The organism is Arthrobacter sp. zg-Y919 (genome assembly GCF_030142045.1).
Taxonomy (GTDB): Bacteria; Actinomycetota; Actinomycetes; order Actinomycetales; family Micrococcaceae; genus Arthrobacter_B.
In genome coordinates this window covers 2,884,838-2,907,826 of the sequence record NZ_CP126242.1, presented here as the reverse complement: position 1 = coordinate 2,907,826, position 22,989 = coordinate 2,884,838, and the positions used below count along the sequence as shown (strand labels likewise).

Sequence of the window (22,989 nt, the reverse complement as noted above, 5' to 3'; positions counted from 1 at the left end):
CCGGGCGTGTCAGGGGGTTGAGGCGGTACCGGGTGCAGGCTAAAGTTGGCCCTGTCACACCAGCAGTGCCCAATTGAATATGCCTTTATCAGCCGTGGCGGGAGAGTCCCGCCGGATGCGCATCAGCATCCGCCGGGCGCCGTAGGAGCAAACCCTCCCCGGGAATCTCTCAGGCCCCCGTACCGCCACAGCGAGGCAACTCTGGAAAGCAGTGCCGGGCGGCGCCCGGAACTCACCGACGGTGCAAGCGGAAGTACACCCGCGGAAACTCTCAGGTCCAATACAGAGCGGGGAGGAGCCGTCCATTTGTGGGCGTACCCCCGTCTGCCTTTCCTGGAGCCCCTCATGCCTGTAGAACCGTCCTCCGCCGCCTCCGCCGCAGCATCCTTCGTGGACCGGCACATTGGTGCCCGCGCCAATGCCGCCGAGACCATGCTCAAGGCCGTCGGCTACGACTCCCTCGATGGACTGGTGGACATGGCCGTCCCCGCCGCCATCCGCCAGAACTTCCCGCTGGTCCTGGACCCGGCGAAGAGCGAAGAAGAAACCCTCGCCGCCCTCCGCAGGATTGCCGGAAAAAACAAGACGGCCGTGCAGATGATCGGCCAGGGCTACTACGGCACGCATACCCCGCCCGTGATCCTGCGCAATGTCGTGGAGGATCCGGCCTGGTATACCGCCTACACCCCGTACCAGCCCGAGATTTCCCAGGGCAGGCTGGAAGCGCTGCTGAACTTCCAGACCATGGTCCAGGACCTCACCGCCCTGCCCATCGCCAACGCCTCGCTGCTCGACGAAGCCACCGCGGTGGCCGAAGCGGTGCTGCTGATGCGCCGGTCTAATAAGTCCAAAGGCAATGGCGCCATTGTGCTGGACGCCGAACTGTTCCCGCAGACCATCGCCGTCGTGAAGGGCCGCGCGAAGGCGCTCGGTTTTGAGGTCATCACGGCCGACCTTGCCGGGGGTCTCCCGGACGGCGAGCTGGCCGGCGTCGTCCTGCAGCAGCCCGGCGCCTCCGGTGTGGTCCGCGACCAGACGCAGCTCATTGCCGACGCCAAGGAACGCGGCGCGCTGGTCACCGTGGCTGCCGATCTGCTGGCCCTCACGCTCATCACCCCTCCGGGCGAGCAGGGCGCGGACATCGCCGTTGGCTCCGTGCAGCGCTTCGGGGTTCCGCTGTTCTACGGCGGCCCGCATGCCGCGTACATGGCGGTCCGCAAGGGCCTGGAACGGTCGCTGCCCGGTCGCCTCGTGGGCGTCTCCAAGGATTCGGCCGGCACCCCTGCGTACCGCCTGGCCCTACAGACCCGCGAGCAGCACATCCGCCGGGAAAAGGCGACCTCCAACATCTGCACCGCCCAGGCGCTGCTGGCCATCGTGGCCTCTATGTACGCCGTCTACCACGGCCCCGAAGGCCTGACGGCGATTGCCCGCCGCGCCCACGACTCCGCCCGGACGCTGGCCACCGCGCTGCGGGGCGCCGGCGTCGACCTGCTGCACGACGCCTTCTTCGACACCGTGACCGCCCGCGTGCCCGGCCGCGCCGCGGAGGTCATTGCCGCCGCGGAGGCGAAGGGCATCAACCTGCGCCGGATCGACGCCGACACCGTGGGGATCTCCGCCGATGAAACAACGACGCCGGCAGTGATCGCCGACGTCGCCGCCGCGTTCGGTGCCGCCCCGGCGGAAGCTGCGGATGGATTCGACCTGCCGGCCGGTTTGCTGCGCACCTCGGAGTTCATGACGCACCCCGTGTTCTCCTCCTACCGCTCCGAAACCCAGATGCTGCGTTACCTGCGCCGCCTCTCCGACCGCGACCTGGCCCTGGACCGCACCATGATCCCGCTGGGCTCCTGCACCATGAAGCTCAACGCGACCGCCGAAATGCAGGCCATGACCTGGCCCGAGTTCGCCTCCATCCACCCCTTCGCCCCGGATTCCCAGACCGAGGGCTGGCGGGAACTGATCGCGGACCTGGAAGAGAAGCTGGCGGTCATCACCGGCTACGACACCGTGTCCATCCAGCCCAACGCCGGCTCCCAGGGCGAACTGGCCGGCCTGCTGGCGATCCGCGGCTACCACCACTCCCGCGGGGATGAGCAGCGCACCGTCTGCCTGATCCCGGCGTCGGCGCACGGCACCAACGCTGCCTCCGCTGTCCTGGCCGGCATGAAGGTGGTGGTCGTGGCCACCGCCGACGACGGCGCCATCGACCACGCGGACCTGCGCGCCAAGATCGACGCGCACCGCGACAACCTCGCCGCGATCATGATCACCTACCCCTCCACCCACGGCGTGTTCGACGACGACGTCCGCGACGTCTGCGACGCCATCCACGAGGCCGGCGGCCAGGTCTACATTGACGGCGCCAACCTCAACGCCCTGGTCGGACTGGCCCAGCCGGGCGAATTCGGCGGCGACGTGTCCCACCTGAACCTGCACAAGACCTTCTGCATCCCGCACGGCGGCGGCGGTCCCGGCGTTGGCCCCGTGGCGGCCAAGGCACACCTGGCACCGTTTATGCCCGGCGACGCCGCCACCTGGACCGACGGCGAGGACATTCCGGTCTCCGCGTCCCGCTTCGGTTCCGCCGGCGTGCTGCCCATCTCCTGGGCCTATGTCAGCCTGATGGGCGGCGAGGGGATGACCAGCGCCACCAAGCACGCCCTGCTGGCCGCGAACTACGTGGCTGCCCGCCTGAACGAATACTTCCCGGTGCTGTACACGGGCAAGGGCGGACTGGTGGCTCACGAGTGCATCCTGGACCTGCGCGGGCTCACCGCGAAGACCGGCGTCACCGCCGAGGACGTGGCCAAGCGCCTGGTGGATTACGGCTTCCACGCGCCCACGCTGTCCTTCCCGGTGGCCGGCACCCTGATGGTGGAACCCACTGAGTCCGAGGACCTGGGCGAGATCGACCGGTTCATTGATGCGATGATCGCCATCCGCGCAGAAATCGACCAGGTTGCGGCCGGGGACTTTTCCCTCGAGGGCAGCCCGCTGCGCAACGCCCCGCACACCGCCGTCGTCGTGGCCGCCAACGAGTGGGACCGCGCCTACCCCCGTGAACAGGCCGCGTTCCCGCTGCGCAGCCTGCGCCAGGACAAGTACTTCCCGCCGGTCGGCCGCATTGACGGTGCAGCCGGCGACCGGAACCTGATTTGCTCCTGCCCGCCCATCGAAGACTTCGAAAACTAGAGGGACCATTCCTATGACTGAGAAGTACACCGCCCTCTACGAGGCACATAAACAGCTGGGCGCCTCCTTCACCGACTTCGGCGGCTGGCAGATGCCCCTCAAATACAGCTCCGAACTGGCCGAGCATAAGGCCGTCCGCAGTGCCGCCGGACTGTTCGACCTCTCCCACATGGGCGAAGTGGAGGTCGCCGGACCCCACGCCGCAGCGTTCCTGGACTACGCCCTGGTCGGGAAGCTCTCCGCAGTGAAGGAGGGACGTGCGAAGTATTCGCTGATCACCAACAACGACGGCGGGATCATCGATGACCTGATCAGCTACCGCCTCGCCGACGATGCCTACCTGGTGGTGCCCAACGCGGGCAACGCGGATACTGTGGCGGCCGAACTGGCGGCCCGCGCCGAGGGTTTTGACGTCACGGTTAACAACATTTCAGCGGAAACCTCGCTGGTGGCCGTGCAGGGACCTGTGGCCGAAGCGATTCTCCTGGATCTGGTCGCCGCCGGCCAGCAGGAGGTGGTCACGGGCATGAAGTACTACGCGGCCGCCACCGTTGGCGTCCGGGCGGGGGAGCGGACGCTGGACCTGCTCGTGGCCCGCACCGGGTACACCGGCGAGGACGGTTTCGAGATCTACGTTCCCAACGACGGTGCAGCGGCCCTCTGGACCGCGCTGCTCGCTGCGGGGGAGGGCCGGGGGTTGATTCCCGCTGGTCTGGCCTGCCGTGATTCGCTCCGCCTGGAAGCGGGCATGCCCCTGTACGGCAACGAACTCACCTTGGATACGGACCCGTACGCCGCAGGTCTGGGACCCGTCGTCGCGCTTTCCAAGGAGGGCAACTTTGTGGGCCGTTCCGCTCTCGAAGCCCTTAAGGAAGCCGGTCCGGCCCGGAAGCTGGTGGGCCTGAAGGGTTCCGGCCGCCGTTCCGCCCGCTCCCACTACCCGGTGCTCAGCGACAGCGAAACAGTCATCGGCGAAGTCACCTCCGGCGCTCCCAGCCCCACCCTCGGCTATCCCATCGCCCTCGCCTACGTAGATACGGGATTCGCGGCCCCCGGCACGGAACTCTCTGTCGACCTCCGCGGCAAGCAGGAGCAGTTCACGGTTGTGGAACTTCCGTTCTATCGGCGCAGTAAGCAGTAAGTAGTAAACGAAAGACCAAAGATTCTTGTGACGGCGGCGCGGGGTGACGCCGTGGCCGGGCGCAGAGAGCGGCTCACGTGTGTAGGTGAGCACCTTTCTGAGGCCGCGAACGGTGCGTGCGGCGCGGCGTTCGTGTAGCCCCGCATCGCCGAGCGAGGAACGAGCGAGGTGTCTAAGGGGCGGCGAATGCCGCCCCGCGGGCACTCGGAACCTAGACTTTGAATTAGTGAACGAACCCGACGAACAGCTTCCGAGAGGCCCAAGATGAGCAAAGTAAACGCAGGACTCCGTTATTCCGCCGAACACGAGTGGGTAGACTCTTCGAGCCCCGTCCGCGTCGGCATTTCCGCCGTCGCAGCGGACGCTCTTGGCGACGTCGTCTACGTTGACCTGCCCGCCGTCGGCGACACGATCACGGCAGGCGAAACCTGCGGCGAGGTCGAGTCCACGAAGTCGGTCTCGGATCTCTACGCTCCGGTGTCGGGGGAAATCGTGGAAATCAACCAGGAGGCCATCGACAACCCGGCCCTGCTGAACGAGGACCCGTACGGCGCCGGCTGGCTCTTCACCGTCAACGCCACGGCCGAAGGCGAACTCCTCAGCGCCGAGGAATACGCCGAAAAGAACGGCGGCGACTTGTGAGCGATTACCTCAACGATCCCCTGGCGGTAGTTGACCCGGAGGTCGCGGAGCAGATCGACAACGAGCTCCGCCGGCAGCAGCAGGGCCTGGAGATGATCGCCTCGGAGAACCACACTGCGGTTTCCGTCATGGAAGCCCAGGGGTCGGTACTGACCAACAAGTACGCCGAAGGCTACCCGGGACGCCGCTACTACGGCGGCTGCGAATTCGTGGATGTGATTGAGCAGCTGGCGATTGACCGGGCCAAGTCCCTCTTCGGCGCGAATTTCGCCAACGTACAGCCGCACTCCGGCGCGCAGGCCAACGCCTCCGTCATGCATGCCCTGATCCGGCCCGGAGACACCATCCTCGGACTGTCCCTGGCACACGGCGGACACCTGACCCACGGCATGAAGATCAACTTCTCCGGCCGGCTCTACAACGTGGTGCCCTACAGCGTGTCCGAAGCGGACCACCGCGTGGACATGGCCGAAGTGGAAGCCCTGGCCAAGGAGCACCAGCCGAAACTGATCGTGGCCGGCTGGTCCGCCTACGCCCGGCAGCTGGACTTCGCTGAATTCCGCCGCATCGCCGATGAAGTGGGTGCCTACCTGATGGTCGACATGGCCCACTTCGCCGGCCTGGTGGCCGCCGGGCTGCACCCCAGCCCGGTCCCGCACGCCCACGTGGTCACCACCACCACGCACAAGACCCTCGCGGGTCCGCGCGGCGGCATCATCCTCTCCAACGACGCCGACATTGCCAAGAAGATCAACTCGGCAGTGTTCCCGGGCCAGCAGGGCGGTCCGCTGGAACACGTGATCGCCGGCAAGGCGACCGCGTTCAAGATCGCTGCCACCCCCGAGTTCCGGGAGCGCCAGGAACGGACGCTTGCGGGCGCGCGGATCCTCGCCGAACGCCTGCTGGCCGACGACGTCGCCGCGGCCGGTATCTCGGTGGTCTCCGGCGGCACCGACGTGCACCTGGTGCTCGTTGACCTGCGCAATGCGGCCCTCAACGGCCAGGAAGCCGAAGACCGGCTGGCGAAGATCGACATCACGGTGAACCGCAATGCGGTCCCGTTCGATCCCCGTCCGCCCATGGTGACGTCTGGCCTGCGGATCGGCACCCCGGCCCTGGCCACGCGTGGCTTCGGCGAAGCCGCGTTCCGGGAAGTCGCAGACATCATTGCCCAGGCACTCATCGCCGATGAGGACTCCGACCTGGCACCCCTGCGCGGGCGCGTCACCGCCCTCGCGCAGGCCCATCCGCTGTACCCGGAGGTGGCGGACCTCTCCGCTGCCCCCGCTGCGGCACACCGTTAGGAAGCACTACCTTGGCTGTCGGCGTTTTTGACCTCTTTACCGTGGGCATCGGCCCTTCGAGCTCCCATACGGTGGGCCCGATGCGTGCCGCTGCGGTCTTCGCGGCTGAATTGGTCGACGCCGGCAGCCTGCCCGACGTCGCAGGCCTCCGGGTTGACCTGTACGGTTCCCTCGCGGCAACGGGCCGCGGCCACGGCACCATGACCGCGGTGCTGCTGGGCCTGGAGGGGTTCGCGCCCGAGCTGATCCTGCCCGAACAGGTGGAGCAGCGGCTGGCCGACATTGAGGCTTCGCGGAAACTGCAGCTGTGCGCCGAGGTGCCGGGCGCCGTGGCCTGCCCGCTGGAATACGGCGAGGCGGACATCGTGCTGCACCCGCTCACCGTGCTGCCGCGGCACACCAACGGCATGAAGTTCGCCGCGATGTCCGCCGATGGTTCCGTGCTGCACGAAGCGACCTTCTTCTCCGTAGGCGGCGGCTTCATTGTCCGAGACGGTGAAGAACGGGCGGATGCCCTGGAACTGGAGGCCAGCAAGTCCGACCTGCCGTATCCCTTCCGCACCGCCGTCGAGCTGCTGCAGCACTGCACCCGCAGCGGACTGAGCATCAGCGAAGTGATGCTGGCTAACGAGCTGGTATCCCGGTCAGAGGCGGACATCCGCTCCGGCCTGCTGCACATCCGCGACGTTATGGAGGAATGCAAGAATTCCGCCATCCGCCGCACTGGCCTGCTGCCCGGCGGGCTGAAGGTCCGCCGCCGGGCACCGGCCTGGCACACCCGGCTGCGTGCCGAGGATCCGGACCGGGACCCGAAATTCTGGCAGGAATGGGTGAACCTGGTGGCCCTGGCTGTCAACGAGGAAAACGCTTCCGGCGGACGCGTGGTCACCGCGCCCACCAACGGCGCGGCGGGCATCATTCCCGCCGTGATGTTCTACGCCACGCATTACGGCCCCGGGATGGAGAACGCCACCCCCGAACAGCGCGACGACGTCGTGGTCCGTTTCCTGCTTGCCGCCGGCGCCGTGGGCGTGCTCTACAAGGAGCAGGCCTCCATTTCCGGCGCGGAGGTGGGCTGCCAGGGCGAGGTGGGATCGGCGTCGTCCATGGCCGCCGCCGGACTGGCGGAAATCCTGGGCGGCACCCCGGAGCAGGTGGAAAACGCCGCCGAGATCGCTATGGAACACAACTTGGGGCTGACCTGCGATCCGATCGGCGGGCTGGTGCAGGTGCCCTGCATCGAGCGCAACGCCATCGGCGCCGCGAAGGCAGTGAACGCAGCCAAGATGGCGCTCTGGGGCGACGGCGAGCACCGGGTTTCACTGGATGAAGTGATTGTGACAATGCGGGAAACCGGACGCGATATGAGTTCCAAGTACAAGGAAACCGCACTCGGCGGCCTGGCCGTCAATGTGGTGGAGTGCTGACGATCCGTCTCACGTACGGCATGTGATTTGTGCAATACCCCTGTTTTGGGTAAAGCTTTGTTGTCGCTTTTGACAGCAGCCTTATCGAAAACAGGGGTTAGAAACAATGAACGCAGCACGGGCAGTTTCCATGGCACCGGCATCGGAGGACGGTGGGTTGCTGGGCACCATTGACTCCGCGGTCAACTCCTTTTTCGAACCGATTACCACCGTGTTCTCCGGAATCGTGTTCTTTCCGGTCACCATCGGCGACTTCAGTTTCCCGATCGTCGTCGCCTGGCTGATTCTCGCCGGCATTGTTTTTACGTTCTACTTCGGCTTCATCCAGCTGCGCGGGCTCAAGGTCGCCGTGCAGGTGGTCCGCGGCAAATTCTCCTCCAAGGATGATCCGGGTGAAGTGCCGCACTTCCAAGCGCTCACCTCCGCCCTGTCCGGCACCGTCGGCCTGGGCAACATTGCCGGCGTCGGTGCGGCCATGGCCCTCGGCGGCCCCGGTGCGACCTTCTGGATGATCCTGGCCGGGCTGCTCGGTATGGCCTCGAAGTTCGCCGAATGCACGCTCGGCGTGAAGTACCGCGAAGTTCATGAAGATGGTTCCATCAGCGGCGGTCCGTTCAAGTACCTGCCGGTCGCCTTCGCCCGCTTCGGCACCTGGCCGGCCAAAATCCTCACGGGCATCTTCGCCGTGGCGATCCTGATCTTCGGCATTGCCGGCGGCAGCATGTTCCAGGCCAACCAGACCTTCGCGCAGATCCAGAATGTCACCGGCGGCGACGACGGCCTTCTCGGCAGCGCCGGCGCGGCCCTGATCTTCGGCCTGGTCCTGGCTGCCCTGGTGGCCGTGGTGATCCTGGGCGGCATCAAGTCGATCGGTGCCACCACCTCCAAGCTGGTGCCCGCCATGGCCGGCATCTACGTCGTGGCCTGCCTGTTCGTCATCATCGTCAACTTCCAGAACGTACCGGCAGCCTTCGGCGCCATCATCGAGGGCGCCTTCCGCCCCGAGGGCTTCGCCGGCGGCATCATCGGTGTCATGATCGTCGGTTTCCAGCGTGCGTCCTTCTCGAACGAGGCAGGCGTCGGCTCCGCGGCCATCGCCCACTCGGCCGTCAAGACCCGCCGGCCGGTCAGCGAAGGCTTCGTGGCGCTCTTCGAACCGCTCGTGGACACCGTGCTTATCTGCACCATGACCGCCCTGGCCATCATCATGGCGTCCACCCCCAGCCTGCAGGCCGGTATCGACCAGGTCCAGGGCGGCGGAGCCGCGCCCGACGGCGTCATCCTCACCTCCGACGCCTTCGCCACCGTGCTCCCGTGGTTCCCGATCGTGCTCGCCATCGCCGTGGCACTCTTCGCCTACTCCACCCTGATCACCTGGTCCTACTACGGCCTGAAGTCCTGGGAATACCTCTTCGGCCGTGGCAAGCGCCGGGAGATCGTCTACAAGGTCATCTTCCTGGTCTTCACCGTGGCCGGCTGTGTCCTGTCCTTCAGCCAGGTCATCAGCTTCGCTGACGCGGCACTGTTCGTCTGCGCGTTCGTGAACCTGCTCGGCGTGTACATGCTGCTGCCCGTCATCAAGAAGGAAATGAAGGAGTACCTGGCGGACCGCAAGAGCGGCAAGCTGGAAATGCTCGGCATTGACAACGACGACATCAAGGAAGCCGCCGCCACGGCGTAACACCCCGGAACGCCCTCAGCCGCGGCCGCCGAAGGGCATGCCGGATGCCGTGACCACGAGCGAGCGGACGTTCGCCGAAGCCGGGGCCTGAGCCATAAACAGCACGGCGGCCGCGGCCTCCTCCACCGGGAACACGGGTTCCACGGCCCGGGTGCCGTTCGCCTGCAGGGCGCCCTGGCCGCCCCCGATCCCGCTGAGCAGTTCGGTGCCGGCATTGCCGATGTCGATCTGGCCGCACGTGATGCCGAACGGCCGGCCGTCCAGGTCAATGGCCTTGGACAGGCCGGTCACGGCGTGCTTGGTGGCCGTATACGCGGCCGACAGCGGCCGCGGCGTGTGCGCCGAGACGGAACCGTTGTTGATGATCCTCCCGCCCTGCGGGGATTGAGCCTTCATGTGCCGTACGGCCGCCGCGGAACACAGCATGGTGCCGGTGATGTTGACCGCCAGCGTCCTGTCCCAGTCCTCGAGGCTCAGCTCGTCGACGCTGCCGGTGGGGCCGAGGGTGCCGGCATTGTTGAACAAAACATCCACCCGCCCAAACGAGCCCGCGGTGGCTGCGAAGAGCCGCTCGACGTCGTCGGGCACCGTGACATCCGAAGGCAGTACGAGCGCCTCTTCTCCGGCTCCGGCGGCGGTGTCCCGCAGTTCCGCCTCCCGCCGTCCGGCCAGGACCACCCGGAAGCCGGCGGCCAGGAACGCCCGCGCCGTCGCCCGGCCGATCCCCGAGCCGGCTCCGGTGATGACTGCGACGCGGGGCGCAAATGGGTCGGCCGATTGGGTGTGGGTATCCATGACCCGATTCTGCCTTGCCGCCTGCACCTGTGGCACGGGTTTCCCGAACAGGTCCGCCTACGCGGATTCCGCGCCATCGCCAGGCCCCGCCCGCGGATTGTCCGAGACCTCTGGCGGGCCGTCCGCCGCCGCCCTACGATACCAAGCACAGGTCGTTCTGGCAGGGCAGTACCCTTCGGCGGATCGGGATAGTTCCATGTCGACAATGAAATACACCGCGGAACCGGACGGAACCTTCGTCGCACCCCGGGTCGTCCCCGTATCCAGGGGACGCATCGTCGTCAACTGGCTCACGTCCACGGACCACAAAACCATCGGGTACATGTACCTGATTGCATCCTTTGTCTTTTTCTCCCTGGCTGGCGTGATGGCACTGCTCATCCGTGCCGAACTGTTTGAGCCCGGCATGCAGATCCTGCAGACCCGGGAGCAGTACAACCAGCTCTTCACCATGCACGGCACGGCCATGCTGCTGATGTTCGCCACCCCGCTCTTCGCCGGCTTCGCGAACGTGATTATGCCGCTGCAGATCGGGGCGCCCGACGTCGCATTCCCGCGCCTGAATGCCCTCGCGTTCTGGTTCTTCCTGTTCGGCTCGCTGATAGCACTGTCCGGGTTCATCACCCCGCAGGGCACCGCGTCCTTTGGCTGGACCGCCTACACACCGTTGTCCAACGTTGCATTCAGCCCCGGCCTGGGCGGTGATCTGTGGGTCTTCGGACTGGCACTGTCCGGTTTCGGCACCATTCTGGGGTCGGTCAACTTCATCACCACCATCATTTGCCTGCGGGCTCCGGGCATGACCATGTGGCGGATGCCGATCTTCACCTGGAACACCCTGGTGACGGCGATTCTGGTCTTGATGGCCTTCCCGCCCCTGGCGGCAGCACTCTTCGCCCTGGGCGCGGACCGCCGCTTCGGGGCCGACATCTACAACCCCGAACGCGGCGGCTCCATCCTCTGGCAGCACCTGTTCTGGTTCTTCGGTCATCCCGAGGTCTACATCATTGCCCTGCCGTTCTTCGGCATCGTGTCCGAAATCTTCCCCGTCTTCAGCCGGAAGTCGATCTTTGGCTACAAGGGCCTGGTCTTCGCCACGATTTCCATTGCCGCGCTCTCCGTCACGGTCTGGGCACACCACATGTACGTAACCGGCGCCGTGATGCTGCCGTTCTTCTCCTTCATGACCATGCTGATTGCAGTGCCCACCGGGGTGAAGTTCTTCAACTGGATCGGCACCCTGTGGCGGGGATCCATCACGTTTGAAACCCCCATGCTGTGGAGCATCGGCTTCCTGATCACGTTCCTCTTCGGCGGCCTGACCGGGATCATCCTCTCCTCCCCGCCGCTGGACTTCCACGTCTCTGACACGTACTTCGTGGTGGCACATTTCCACTACGTGGTGTTCGGCACCGTCGTATTCGCAATGTTTGCCGGCTTTTATTTCTGGTGGCCCAAATTCACGGGAAAAATGCTCAACGAACGACTCGGTAAAATTCACTTCTGGCTGCTGTTCCTGGGTTTCCACACGACGTTCCTGATCCAGCATTGGCTGGGCGTGCTGGGTATGCCCCGGCGGTATGCGGACTACCTGGTGGAGGATAATTTCACCGGGATGAACCAGCTCTCCACCATTGGCTCGGCAATTCTGGCGCTGTCCATGATTCCCTTCATCTGGAATGTCTACGCCACCTGGCGGCACGGAAAGAAGGTGGAGGTGGATGATCCGTGGGGCTTCGGGGGCTCCCTGGAATGGGCAACATCCTGCCCGCCGCCGCGGCACAACTTCACCTCGCTGCCGAAGATCCGCTCGGAGCGTCCGGCATTGGACCTGCACCATCCGGAACTAATGGCGCGGGCAAATTCCGACACCGATTCACCTGCCGAAAAACTCTTTGGCGCCGCGGATATGGGCAGCGAGGAACCCCGCAATCCCGATCCCCGGCAATAACTCTTATGCCATCCCGAGCAATTAGGACATTGAGCTAAGTATGCTTAGTATGTTTCTAAGTAGTCCCCTAGGAATTCACTCAGGGGTTAGAAACTAAAGTTAGGTACTGGCAATGTCGAACCATGGCAATACTGTCGCAGCCTCCGGGCGCACCAATGTCCAGAAGGCCGCGCTGGCCTTCGGCGTCGTCTTCCTGCTGGTCGGCGTCCTGGGCTTCATTCCGGGCGTAACCACCAACTACAGCGAACTCACCTTCGCTGGCCACCACTCCGAAGCGAAGCTGCTGGGCATCTTCCAGGTTTCCGCTCTGCATAACATCGTCCACCTCCTGTTCGGCATCGCCGGCCTGATGTTCTCCCGCACGATAACGGGCGCCCGCAATTACCTCATCGGCGGCGGCGCGGTCTACGCACTGCTGCTGGTTTACGGCCTGTTCATCGGCCATGACTCCGCGGCCAACTTCGTTCCGCTGAACACCGCGGACAACTGGCTGCACGGCTTCCTCGCGGTTGCCATGATTGGTTCGGGCTTTGCCCTGACCCGCGATCGCCGGGACGCCCCGGCCGCCCGCGTCTAATTGAACGCACCGGGTAGGCAGATATCGTCTGCCTGCCCGCCCCATACCCCCACCCAGCCGCCGCCGCGGTTCCTGGCCTCACCGCCGGGAACACGGCGGCGGCTGTGTTTAACCGGTTGTTTATCCGGGGCAAATAGAAGACCGGATGCAGGACGGGTCTCGGCGCAGCAGCGGACTGGCGGGCAGGCGGGCGGTGCTTCCGCGCAGACCGTTGACCCTGCAGTAGGGCGGGCCTAGGGTCGAACGCATCATCACGTGGATGTGGAAACAAAAACAAAGGAGTTTTTGTGACGACTGCTGCATTCCAACAACCGCTCGACCCGATTGCCGGTTCCCTTGCCCTGTCCGCAATCCTTGCGGCGCTGCCGCTGCTGATCCTGTTCATCCTGCTGGGCGTGTTCCGGATGAAGGCCTATCAGGCGGCCCTGATCAGCCTGGGGCTTTCCATCATCCTGGCCATCGTGGGTTGGCAGATGCCGGTGGGCCAGGTCGCCTCGGCCACGGGCCTCGGTGCCTTTTATGCCATCTTTCCCATCCTCTGGATTCTGATCAATGCCCTGTGGATCTACAAGCTGACCGTGGCAACGCCGTGGTTCGAGGTCCTGGGGCGCACCATCCGGTCCATCTCCGACGATCTGCGCATCCTGTCCATCCTCATCGCCTTCTGTTTCGGCGCACTGCTGGAATCCCTGGCCGGCTTCGGCGCACCGGTGGCCATTGCGGCCGCCATGCTGATGGCAGCAGGCATGCAGCCCCTGAAGTCCGCCGTCGTTGCCCTGCTGGCCAATACGGCACCGGTGGCCTTCGGCGCCATGGCAGCACCGATTATTGCGCTGAACGGCGTCACGGGCATTCCGCTGCAGGAACTGTCCTCCATGACCGGACGGCAGACGCCGTTCATTGCCTTGGTGGTTCCGCTGATCCTGGTCTTCCTTGTCGACGGAAAGCGCGGGCTGCGGCAGACCTGGCCGGTTGCCTTGGTGGCCGGAGCGGCCTTCGGGCTGGCGCAGTTTGTGGCTTCGAACTTCTTCATCGTGGAACTGACCGACGTCGTTGCCGCCGTGGTGACGGTGGTGGCCGTGCTGTTGATGCTCCGGGTCTGGCAGCCGGCCGAGATTATCGGCATGACCGGGGAAACCCGGGAGGCCGAGAACGCGGGCGAAGCCGAGTCCCTAGATGAAACTGCCGGAACCGACACCCTCACCGGCTCCGGCCGGGGCGCGGGTCCCGGGGCCGGAGCCGGGGGAACCGCCGGGGGAGCCACCGGGGGAGCCACCGCCGTGGGTGCCGGCGCCGGCACCGGGGCTGACGGTGTTAAGTCCGGGAGTGGTGGGGATGGAGGCGGCGCCGCCAGCGGCGCCACCTCGCACACCGGCCGGCCTTCGGGCCACGACGTGTGGATGGCCATCGCTCCGTATCTGATCATCATCGTGGTGTTCTCCCTCGCCCAGATCCCAGCGGTCAAGACCTGGCTGACCAGTATCGGCAGCACCACCTTCCTGTGGCCGGGCCTGGATGTCACCGGCTCCAACGGCAAGCCTGTGGCCGCGCAGACCCTGCGTTTCGACCATATCCGTGCCACCGGCACCCTGCTGCTGTTCTCCGGCATCATCACCATGGTGCTGTACCGGATTGCACCGTCCCGCGGGGTACGCGTCTACGGGGAAACCCTGAAGCAGCTGCGCTGGACCATCCTGACGGTCTGTTCCGTATTGGCCCTGTCCTTCGTGATGAACCTGTCCGGCCAAACCACCACCCTCGGGGTTGCCCTGGCATCCGCGGGTGGGTTCTTCGCCCTGCTCTCCCCGCTGCTGGGCTGGATCGGGGTGGCCCTCACCGGATCCGACACCTCCTCGAACTCCCTCTTCGGGGCCCTCCAGGTGGCCGCTGCCAATGAGACCGGGCTGTCACCGACGTTGATGGCCGCGGCGAATTCCTCCGCCGGGGTCATGGGCAAGATGCTCTCGCTGCAGAACCTCGCCATCGCCTCGGCCGCCGTCGGGCTGGAAGGGGCGGAGGGAACACTGCTGCGCAAGCTCATCGGCTGGAGCCTCGGCCTGCTGGCGTTCATCACCCTGCTGATCTGGCTGCAGTCGACGTCGATTCTTGGCTGGATGGTCCCTTGAGCCCAAATAAACCCCCCAGAAATCCGACGTCCTGCGTTCCGGCATCCTGACCGGCACCCCGCGCCGAACTCCAAAGGAGAAACCCGTGACCACGCATTCACTTGACCCGGTTTCCGGCAGTACCGTCCTAAGCGGCTTCCCGTCCGTCTCCTTCCTTGAAGCGGACCGGCAACGGGTGAGCACCGACCGCTCCGGCTTTGTCCCCGAATCCCTGCCGGACGGGGTGGTCTTCGCCCGCTCCGCCGACGACGTCGTCGCCACCCTCCAGCGAGCCACCAAACACCGCGTTCCGGTGGTCCCCCGGGGCGCCGGCACCGGGCTCGCGGCAGCGTCGTCCTCACGGGCGGGTGAGCTGGTACTCGATGTTTCGGGCATGAACAGGATCCTGCGCATCGACCCCCAGGAGCAGCTGGCGGTGGTGGAGCCCGGTGTCCTGAACGCCGACCTGAATGCCGCCGCGGCGGAATACGGCCTGTTCTACGCTCCGGACCCGGCGAGCACCGCCATCTGCAGCATCGGCGGAAACATTGCCACCAACGCCGGCGGCATGCGCTGCGCCAAGTACGGCGTGACCAGGGAGTCGGTGCTGGCCCTGCGCGTGATCCTCTCGGACGGACGGGAACTGCGCACCGGCCGCGAGACGATCAAAGGCGTCAGCGGGTATGACCTCAATGCCCTGATGATCGGTTCGGAGGGAACCCTCGGGGTGGTGGTCGAAGCCACGCTGCGGCTGCGTCCGCTGCCGGTGCACACCGCCACGGTGGCCGCCTTCTTCCCGGATGTCACCACCGCGGCCCAGGCGGCGTCCGCCGTCGTCGCCGCCCGGATCCAGCCCTCGGTGATGGAGCTGATGGACGGACCCACGCTTGAAGCGGTGGACATGGCCATGGGCACCGATTACCGGTCCAAGGGCGGCGCGTTCCTGCTGGTACAGACAGACGGGTACGGGGCGTTCCTGGAGCAGGATGTGGTGATGGACGTCCTCACGACGTTGGGCAGCTGTGAGCGGGCGGTCGACGACGAACACGCCGCCGCGCTGATCACCGCCCGCCGGGAGGCCATTCCCTCACTGGAACAGCTGGGCAGGGTGTCCATCGGCGATATCGGTGTCCCCCGGGGACGGCTGGCCGAAGTGGTGAGCGGGCTTGAAGAGATCTCCGCCCGCACCGGGGTCCGGATCTTCACCATTGCGCATGCCTCCGACGGCAACCTGCATCCCATGATCGTGCTGGATCCGGAGGACTCGGTGACCACGGGACCGGCCAAGGCGGCCCTGGGGGAGATGTTCTACCTCGCGCACCGGCTGGGCGGCACACTGACCGGGGAGCACGGGATCGGACTGCTCAAGCGGGACTGGCTGGAGGAGGAACTGGGCGGGGTCTCCCTGGAGGTTATGCACACGATCCGCACCGCCCTGGATCCGCTGGGCATCCTCAATCCGGGCAAGGCGCTTTAGGCCGGGGTGGTTCCCGGTCGCATGGGCCTGCGCAACTGTGCCGGGCGCGGCACGCTGCCGCGGCTTCGGTGGCGCCCGCCCCGCCCCGCCCTTACCCTGTGCAGTCCACCAGGTGTTTACCCCGTGAGGAGAAGCCATGCGCCGACTGCCCTTAGTTACTGTTGCCGACAAGCTGGAAAACGCGGGGTGGCTGGACCCGGCCGCCGGATGGGTGGCGAGGACCGCGAAGTCGGTACTGCCGTGGCCTGCCGTGCGGGACGTCCTGCACGGTGTTCCCCTCGGGCATCCCCTGCACCCGCTGATGATCGTGGTGCCGCTGGGAGCCTGGGTATCCGCCGCGGTGCTGGACGTGCTGCCCGGCAATGAGCGGGCCGCCCGGACACTGGTTGGCGTGGGAGTAGTGGCGGCCGCTCCCACCGCGCTCGCGGGCGTTACGGACTTCTCGCAGCTGAATACCGAGCAGCAACGCACCGGGATTGTGCACCAGGGTTCCAACGCGATCGCCGTCGGCCTCTATTCCGTGTCCTGGCTGGTACGCGGGAAGGGCCGGACGGGGCTGGGCCGCGTCCTCGCCTTCGCCGGCCTGGCGGTCACCGGCGTAAGCGGGTTCCTGGGCGGGCACCTGTCCTACCGGCAGGGTGCCGGAGTAAACCGCAATGAGGACTTCCCGGCGAAGGTGCCGGAAGGCTGGCACTCACTGGGGCCGGTGGATGCGTTCGCATCCGGCGTTCCGCAGCCGGCGAGGCTCGGACCGGTGAGTCTGATGGTGCTCAAGCGGACCGACGGCGCCGCGGACGGTGCGGTGGCCGTCCTCGCGGACACCTGCAGCCACCTCGGCGGTCCGCTGCACGAGGGGGAACTGCGGGAAGTGAAAAACGAGCTGTGCATTGTCTGTCCCTGGCACGGCAGCACCTTCTCCGTGCAGTCGGGGAACGTGGTGCACGGGCCGGCGACTGCTCCGCAGCCGTCCTTTTCCACCCGGATCCGGGACGGTTTGCTGGAGGTGAGCGTTAAACCCTGAACCTGCCCGCCAATCAAGGAGGCTGCTGTGCGCACGACAAATCTGGGAACCAATGGACCGGAGGTCGGAGTTATCGGCCTGGGCTGCATGGGGATGAGCTACGCCTATGACATGGACGCGGAACGCGACGATGAAACGTCCATCTCGGTGATACGCGGAGGTGTCGAGCTCGGGGTCACCCTGGTCGACACCGCTGATGTGTACGGACCCTATACCAATGAGGAACTGGTGGGCCGGGCATTGAGGGACGGCTACCGGGAGCGGGTAGTGCTCTCCACGAAAGTGGGGCTGGAGGTCAGCAACGAGGCCCCGGCCGCCGGGACCATGCCCGGGCTGAAGAAGGACGGCCGGCCCGAGCACATCCGGGAGTCCATCGACGGCAGCCTGCGCCGGCTCGGCACCGACCACGTTGACCTGTACATCCTGCACCGGGTGGATCCGCAGGTGCCGCTGGAGGAATCCTGGGGCGCCATGGCGCAGGCCGTCACGGATGGCAAGGCCCGGGCGATCGGCCTGTCGGAAGCCAGCGTGGAACAGATCCAGCTGGCGCAGACGGTGCATCCGGTGGCTGCCGTGCAGTCCGAACTCTCGCTCTGGACCCGGGACCGGCTCGCCGACGTCGTCCCCTACTGCGAGGAACAGGGTCTGGCGTTCCTGGCCTTTTCGCCGCTGGGCCGCGGCTTCCTCACCGGCCGGTTCACGTCATTCGATGACCTTCCGCCCGACGACATGCGCCGGAGGCTCCCGCGGTTCCAGCAGGAGAACCTGCGGGCAAACCTGGCGATTGTGCAGCGGGTGCACGACGTCGCGGAACGGGTGGGTGCGACGCCGGCGCAGGTGGCACTCGCATGGGTGGTGGCCCAGGGCCGCCGGGTCATTCCGATCCCGGGCACCAAAACACCGAAATATCTGCGGGAAAACGTAGCCGCCGGGGACTTGGTCCTCAGCGGCGAGGATCTGGTAATGCTCAACAACGCACCGCAGCCGGAGGGTGCCCGGTACTGACCCTCACTAGTGCCGGGAACGCTTTGCACCGAGTGCAAAGATGCACGTAGTGTAGAAACGTGTTATCCACCCTCCCGGTCGAAGACCGCCGCAAGGCGCTCAAAAGCCGCCATCGCCAGGCCATTGTGGCTGCCGCGGCGGCGCTTATCGACGAGCGCCAGGCCACGGATTTCAGCGTGGACGAGCTGGCCCGGCGCGCCGATGTTTCGCGGCGGACGGTCTTTAATCACTTCGCCTCCATCCACGACATCGTCTCCGAGGTGTGCAGCGACGTACTCAGTTCCGCCGTCGCGAGCCTGACCGCTGTTCCGGCGTCCGACGCCGTGGGCATGGGGATGCTCGATGAGATTGCCGAGGCATTCCGCAAGGCGGACCTAGTGGCGCCCATGGCCTACCTGAACCGCGTACTCGGCGACGGGGGACCGGCAGTGGCCGCGCATCCCATGGCGCTTCGTGCGTTTACCGAGCTCAGCGAGCGGCTTTCAGCCGTGATGCTCCGGCGCCACCCGGAGGCGGACAAGCTCAGTGTGGATCTGCTCGTGGGCGCACTCACCAGCGGGTTGGGGGTGCTGTACCACCACTGGCACTGCGCCACCGGCGCTGTTGACACCCCCGCGTCCAGGGTCAGCTGGGAGCGGATGCTGAACCAGCTCCTCGAGACCGTCCGGGCCGGCCACGCTGCCGGGCCGGCCGGCCAGGCCCGCCCTAGTTCCCCCAATCCGTAGTTTCCCTCCAACCATCCCTCTAAAGGACAGACTCTCAATGGCTGAATTCCTCTACCGCCTCGGATCGGCGGCCGCACGCCGTGCGCGTTCCGTGCTGGCGGCGTGGTTCGCAGTGCTCGTGGTGGCCGGTGTTGCCTACACGCTCTTCGGCGGCACCCTCACCACCGCGTTCTCCATTCCCGACACGCCCACCACCAAGGTCACAGAGCGCCTGCAGGAGAAGCTCCCGCAGGCGTCGGGCGGATCCGGGTCAGTGATGATCCAGACTGAGGACGGATCCAGCTTCACCGGTGAGCAGCAGCAGGAAATCACCGAGCTGGTCGGCAAGGCCTCCGACATCGACGGTGTGGAAAACGTCATCGACCCGTTCGCCACCGAGGCCGACCGGGAGGCCCAGGCACAGGAGCTGCAGGCGGGCCTGGCGCAGGTTGAGTCAGGCCGCGCCCAGATTGAGGACGGCCGCGCGCAGCTGGAGGCAGGTCAGAGCCAGCTCGACGCCGCACGGCAGCAGGCAGAAGCGGCGGGTGCACCCGCTGAAATGATGGCCCAGCTGGATGCTCAGCAGACCGAGCTGGATGCCAAGCGGGCGGAGCTGGACGCAGGCAGTGAAGAGCTGGAAGCCGGCGCCGTGCAGGCCGAGCAGGGCGCAGCCCTGCTGGATATGGCCGAGGAAATCCGCACTGTTTCCGAGGATCGAAGCGCCGCCATCCTGAACGTGACCTTCAGTGAGTCGCAGATGGAGATCACGCAGGAAACCAAGGATGCAGTGGTGGCCCTCTTTGAGGACGAGCCCGTCGACGGGGTCAAGGTGGATTACTCCGCTGAAATTTCGGCCGCTGCTCCGGCGCTCTTCGGCATCGGCGAGGTGGTTGGCCTCGTCATCGCCGGTGTGGTCCTGTTCGTTATGCTGGGCACCCTGATCGCTGCCGGGCTGCCGCTTCTGACCGCGCTGATCGGCGTCGGCATCGGTGCCCTGGGTGGGCTGGCGTTCTCCGGCGTCGTCGAGATGGCGTCGGTAACCCCGGTGCTCGGCCTGATGCTCGGCCTCGCCGTGGGCATCGATTACGCACTGTTCATCGTGAACCGGCACCGCCGCCAGCTCAAGACCGGCCTTCCCCTGCAGGAATCCATCGCGCTGGCCAACGGCACCTCGGGCAACGCCGTGGTGTTTGCCGGTGCAACCGTGTTCATTGCCCTGCTCGCCCTGAACGTCACGGGAATTCCGTTCCTGGGCCTGATGGGTACCGTGGGCGCAGCCTGTGTCGCCATCGCCGTGCTGGTTGCGGTCACCCTGACGCCGGCACTGCTGAAGCTTGTCGGTATGCGCATCCTCAGCCGCAAGGAACGGGCCGCAATTCACCCGTCCGAAAGCGCTGCCGCCAAGGAGGGCCGCCCGCAGCTCGCTGAAGCCAAGCCCATGTCCTCCATCCGCGCCGTGGTGACGGTGGTGGCCTCCATTGCCGCACTGCTGCTGCTGGCGGTGCCGTCAATGGACCTGCGGCTGAACCTGCCCGACGGATCCGCCGAAGCGCACGACACCACCCAGTACCGGGCCTATGCCGCCGTCTCCGAGAAGTTCGGCGAAGGGCAGAACGGCCCGCTGCTGCTGGTGGCGGAACTGCCGGGCGAGCCCAGCGAAGAGGAAGCGCTGGTAGCCCAGAACGAGATTGCCACCGCGATCTTCGACCAGGACGATGTGGCGGCAGTTGCCCCCATCGGCACCTCCGAAGACCGGAGCGTGGCTGCCTTCCAGGTCATTCCGGAAGAAGGCCCCACGAGCGAATCCACCGAGAACCTCGTGAACTCGCTGCGTGGCATGTCCCCGGTTGAGGGCGAAAACGGCGACTATGAGATCGGTGTGGCCGGCTCCGCCAGCGGCAACATCGACATTTCCGAGAAGCTGGGCGAGGCCCTGCCGCTCTACCTCGGTGTGGTCGTGGGACTGTCCCTGCTGATCCTGATCCTGGTGTTCCGGTCGATCTTCGTGCCGATCATCGCGACCCTCGGCTTCATCCTGTCCTACTTCGCCGCCCTCGGCGGCGTGGTGGCCATCTACCAGTGGGGCTGGCTGTCCGGCATCTTCGGGGTGGAGACCCCCGGCCCGATCCTGAGCTTCCTGCCAACCATCCTGGCGGGCATCCTCTTCGGCCTGGCCATGGACTACATGCTCTTCCTGGGCTCGGGCATGCGTGAGGCCTTCGTCCACGGCGCGCCGGCACGCCTCGCCGTCGCCCAGGGCTTCCGGGCCGGGCGTTCGGTGGTCGCCGCTGCGGCAATCATCATGGCGTCCGTGTTCGGCGGCTTCATCTTCTCGCACAGCACGATGATCCGGCCCATCGGCTTCGCCCTGGCCTTCGGTGTCCTGGTGGATGCGTTCGTGGTGCGGATGCTGCTGATCCCCGCCCTGATGCACCTGGCAGGCGACAAGGCCTGGTGGCTGCCGAAGTGGGTGGACAAGATCCTGCCGGACGTCGACGTCGAGGGTGCCTCCCTGGAACGCCGCCATCCGCATGTGGATGAGTCGCACTCCGAGGTGGAGGAACCGGCCCGGAGCTAGCTCCCGCCGGTCTTGACCACACAAAAACGTGCCGTCCTTCCTTCGGGAAGGGCGGCACGTTTTTTTGTTGCCGGGACAATCATCCCGGGGAGCATCCGGTGCTTCTAGACGGCAGCTGACTCGGCCGGTGCCTCCACGGACGTGCTCCTGCGCGTGAGCAGCAGGAAGGACGCGGCGGCGAGGACCAGGAAGCCAAGCATGGCCACGGCCATCGGCACGCCGGTTTCTTCGCCCCAGAGGCCAACCAGCGGGGACACCAGGGCAGCCAGCAGGAACTGCAGGGAGCCCAGGAACGCGGACCCGGTGCCGGCGTGGTGCCCGGCTTCTTCAAGGGCCAACGCCGTGGCATTGCCGAAGATCAGGCCCAGGGACCCCTGGAAGACGGCGAACAGCACCAGGGTGGGGACCATCGGAGTGCCGTTGGACATCGCGATGAGCATGCCGGCAGCTGCCAGCACGGCTACCGCCAGGCCGATGGCAATCATCAGGCGGTACGGTGCCTTGCCGGCCAGGGCGGCGGCCACGGCGCTGACAATGGTGATGGCCACGGCGTTCATGGCAAACACCAGCGAGAACCGGGTCTCGGACATGCCGAGGATGTTCTGGATCACGAACGGGGACGCGGCGATGTACGCGAAGAGACCCGCGAAGGAGAAGCAGAAGGTCAGCAGGTAGCCGGTGTAGTTGCGGTTGCGCAGCACTTCGCCGGCCACCCGGAAGGTGGTCTTGAGTCCGCCGCGGTTGCGGTCGGCCTCGGCCAGGGTTTCCTTCACGCCGAACAGGGCGCCCAGGAACATCAGCAGGACAAGGGTCGCGAGGACCCAGAACACCATGCGCCAGCCGCCGGCGGCAATGATGGCACCGCCGGCCAGCGGGCCGACCACGGGGGCAATGACGCTGATCATGGTCAGTACGCCCAGCAGCTTGGCAGCAGCCGCACCGCGGGACGTGTCGGAGACGATGGCGCGGGCCAGCACAATGCCGGCGGCGCCGCCGAGGCCCTGCAGGAAGCGGGCGGTGGTCAGGATTTCGACGTTCGGTGCCACGGCGCACAGCAGGGTGGCCAGCAGGGCCACGAAGGAGCCGATCAGCAGCGGCTTACGCCGGCCGATGCCGTCCGAGAGCGGGCCGATGACCAGCTGGCCGATGGCGAGGCCCACCAGGAACGCCGTCATGGTCAGCTGGATGCCGGTGGCGCTGGTGTTCAGGTCCTCCGCCATGTGGGGGAAAGCCGGCAGGTACATGTCGATGGACAGCGGGGCCGCTGCGGTGAGCAGGGCCAGGATGCCGGTCAGCATGCCGGCCTTGGGCCGCCGGGCAGGCGGTGCTGGGAGCGGGGTGCTCGTCATGGAAAAAACCTTCTTCTCAAACCGTATAAGTGCC

At 66.3% G+C, this 22,989-nt stretch carries 16 protein-coding genes and 1 riboswitch; of the genes, 14 read left to right on the top strand and 2 right to left on the bottom strand.

Going from position 1 to position 22,989, the window contains the following annotated elements; all coding sequences use genetic code 11:
• The first annotated feature begins 88 nt into the window (after positions 1–88).
• Positions 89–195, top strand: a riboswitch (glycine riboswitch).
• Positions 196–345: 150 nt separating this feature from the next.
• From gcvP to QNO10_RS13680, 6 genes are all read left to right on the top strand, one after another.
• Entirely contained in the window at positions 346–3,198 is a 2,853-nt protein-coding gene (gene gcvP, locus QNO10_RS13705; RefSeq protein ID WP_229946226.1) for an aminomethyl-transferring glycine dehydrogenase, read from the top strand.
• A gap of 13 nt (positions 3,199–3,211) precedes the next feature.
• On the top strand, positions 3,212–4,339 hold the full coding sequence (gene gcvT, locus QNO10_RS13700; protein WP_229946228.1) for a glycine cleavage system aminomethyltransferase GcvT: 1,128 nt from the start codon (positions 3,212–3,214) through the stop codon (positions 4,337–4,339).
• Positions 4,340–4,603: 264 nt separating this feature from the next.
• Positions 4,604–4,981, top strand: coding sequence for a glycine cleavage system protein GcvH (gene gcvH, locus QNO10_RS13695; RefSeq protein WP_229946230.1), 378 nt, complete (start codon positions 4,604–4,606; stop codon positions 4,979–4,981).
• Complete coding sequence (gene glyA / locus QNO10_RS13690; protein ID WP_229946232.1) at positions 4,978–6,285, top strand: serine hydroxymethyltransferase; 1,308 nt, start codon at positions 4,978–4,980, stop codon at positions 6,283–6,285. The genes gcvH and glyA overlap by 4 nt, the downstream gene beginning before the upstream one ends.
• Before the next feature lie 11 nt (positions 6,286–6,296).
• Entirely contained in the window at positions 6,297–7,712 is a 1,416-nt protein-coding gene (locus QNO10_RS13685) for an L-serine ammonia-lyase (RefSeq protein WP_229946234.1), read from the top strand.
• Positions 7,713–7,818: 106 nt separating this feature from the next.
• Positions 7,819–9,393 carry an alanine/glycine:cation symporter family protein gene (locus QNO10_RS13680; RefSeq protein WP_229946236.1) on the top strand — a complete coding sequence of 525 codons (1,575 nt, stop codon included), beginning with the start codon at positions 7,819–7,821 and terminating at the stop codon, positions 9,391–9,393.
• Between the two features lie 15 nt (positions 9,394–9,408).
• Here QNO10_RS13680 and QNO10_RS13675 read toward each other — a convergent pair whose 3' ends face one another.
• The gene (locus tag QNO10_RS13675) at positions 9,409–10,188 is read right to left on the bottom strand and encodes an SDR family oxidoreductase (protein WP_229946238.1); all 780 of its coding nucleotides are present in this window, start codon (positions 10,186–10,188) and stop codon (positions 9,409–9,411) included.
• 196 nt (positions 10,189–10,384) lie between these two features.
• Between QNO10_RS13675 and ctaD the strand changes: the two genes are divergently transcribed.
• From ctaD to QNO10_RS13635, 8 genes are all read left to right on the top strand, one after another.
• Positions 10,385–12,139 (top strand): aa3-type cytochrome oxidase subunit I, encoded by a 1,755-nt coding sequence (gene ctaD, locus QNO10_RS13670; protein WP_229946241.1) that lies wholly within the window; start codon positions 10,385–10,387, stop codon positions 12,137–12,139.
• A 112-nt stretch (positions 12,140–12,251) separates the two neighbouring features.
• Complete coding sequence (locus QNO10_RS13665) at positions 12,252–12,716, top strand: DUF4383 domain-containing protein (RefSeq protein WP_229946243.1); 465 nt, start codon at positions 12,252–12,254, stop codon at positions 12,714–12,716.
• Positions 12,717–13,003: 287 nt separating this feature from the next.
• Complete coding sequence (locus QNO10_RS13660; RefSeq protein ID WP_229946247.1) at positions 13,004–14,842, top strand: L-lactate permease; 1,839 nt, start codon at positions 13,004–13,006, stop codon at positions 14,840–14,842.
• 85 nt (positions 14,843–14,927) lie between these two features.
• Complete coding sequence (locus QNO10_RS13655; protein WP_229946250.1) at positions 14,928–16,298, top strand: FAD-binding oxidoreductase; 1,371 nt, start codon at positions 14,928–14,930, stop codon at positions 16,296–16,298.
• Positions 16,299–16,434: 136 nt separating this feature from the next.
• Entirely contained in the window at positions 16,435–17,319 is an 885-nt protein-coding gene (locus tag QNO10_RS13650) for a Rieske (2Fe-2S) protein (protein WP_229946251.1), read from the top strand.
• 27 nt (positions 17,320–17,346) lie between these two features.
• Positions 17,347–18,324: an aldo/keto reductase gene (locus QNO10_RS13645; RefSeq protein WP_229946254.1), complete on the top strand. Its 978-nt coding sequence runs from the start codon at positions 17,347–17,349 to the stop codon at positions 18,322–18,324.
• Positions 18,325–18,383: 59 nt separating this feature from the next.
• Complete coding sequence (locus QNO10_RS13640; RefSeq protein ID WP_229946257.1) at positions 18,384–19,049, top strand: TetR/AcrR family transcriptional regulator; 666 nt, start codon at positions 18,384–18,386, stop codon at positions 19,047–19,049.
• Positions 19,050–19,086: 37 nt separating this feature from the next.
• The gene (locus QNO10_RS13635; protein ID WP_229946260.1) at positions 19,087–21,606 is read left to right on the top strand and encodes an MMPL family transporter; all 2,520 of its coding nucleotides are present in this window, start codon (positions 19,087–19,089) and stop codon (positions 21,604–21,606) included.
• Positions 21,607–21,710: 104 nt separating this feature from the next.
• Here QNO10_RS13635 and QNO10_RS13630 read toward each other — a convergent pair whose 3' ends face one another.
• Positions 21,711–22,955, bottom strand: a complete 1,245-nt coding sequence (locus QNO10_RS13630; RefSeq protein WP_229946263.1) for a multidrug effflux MFS transporter — start codon at positions 22,953–22,955, stop codon at positions 21,711–21,713.
• Positions 22,956–22,989 lie beyond the last annotated feature (34 nt).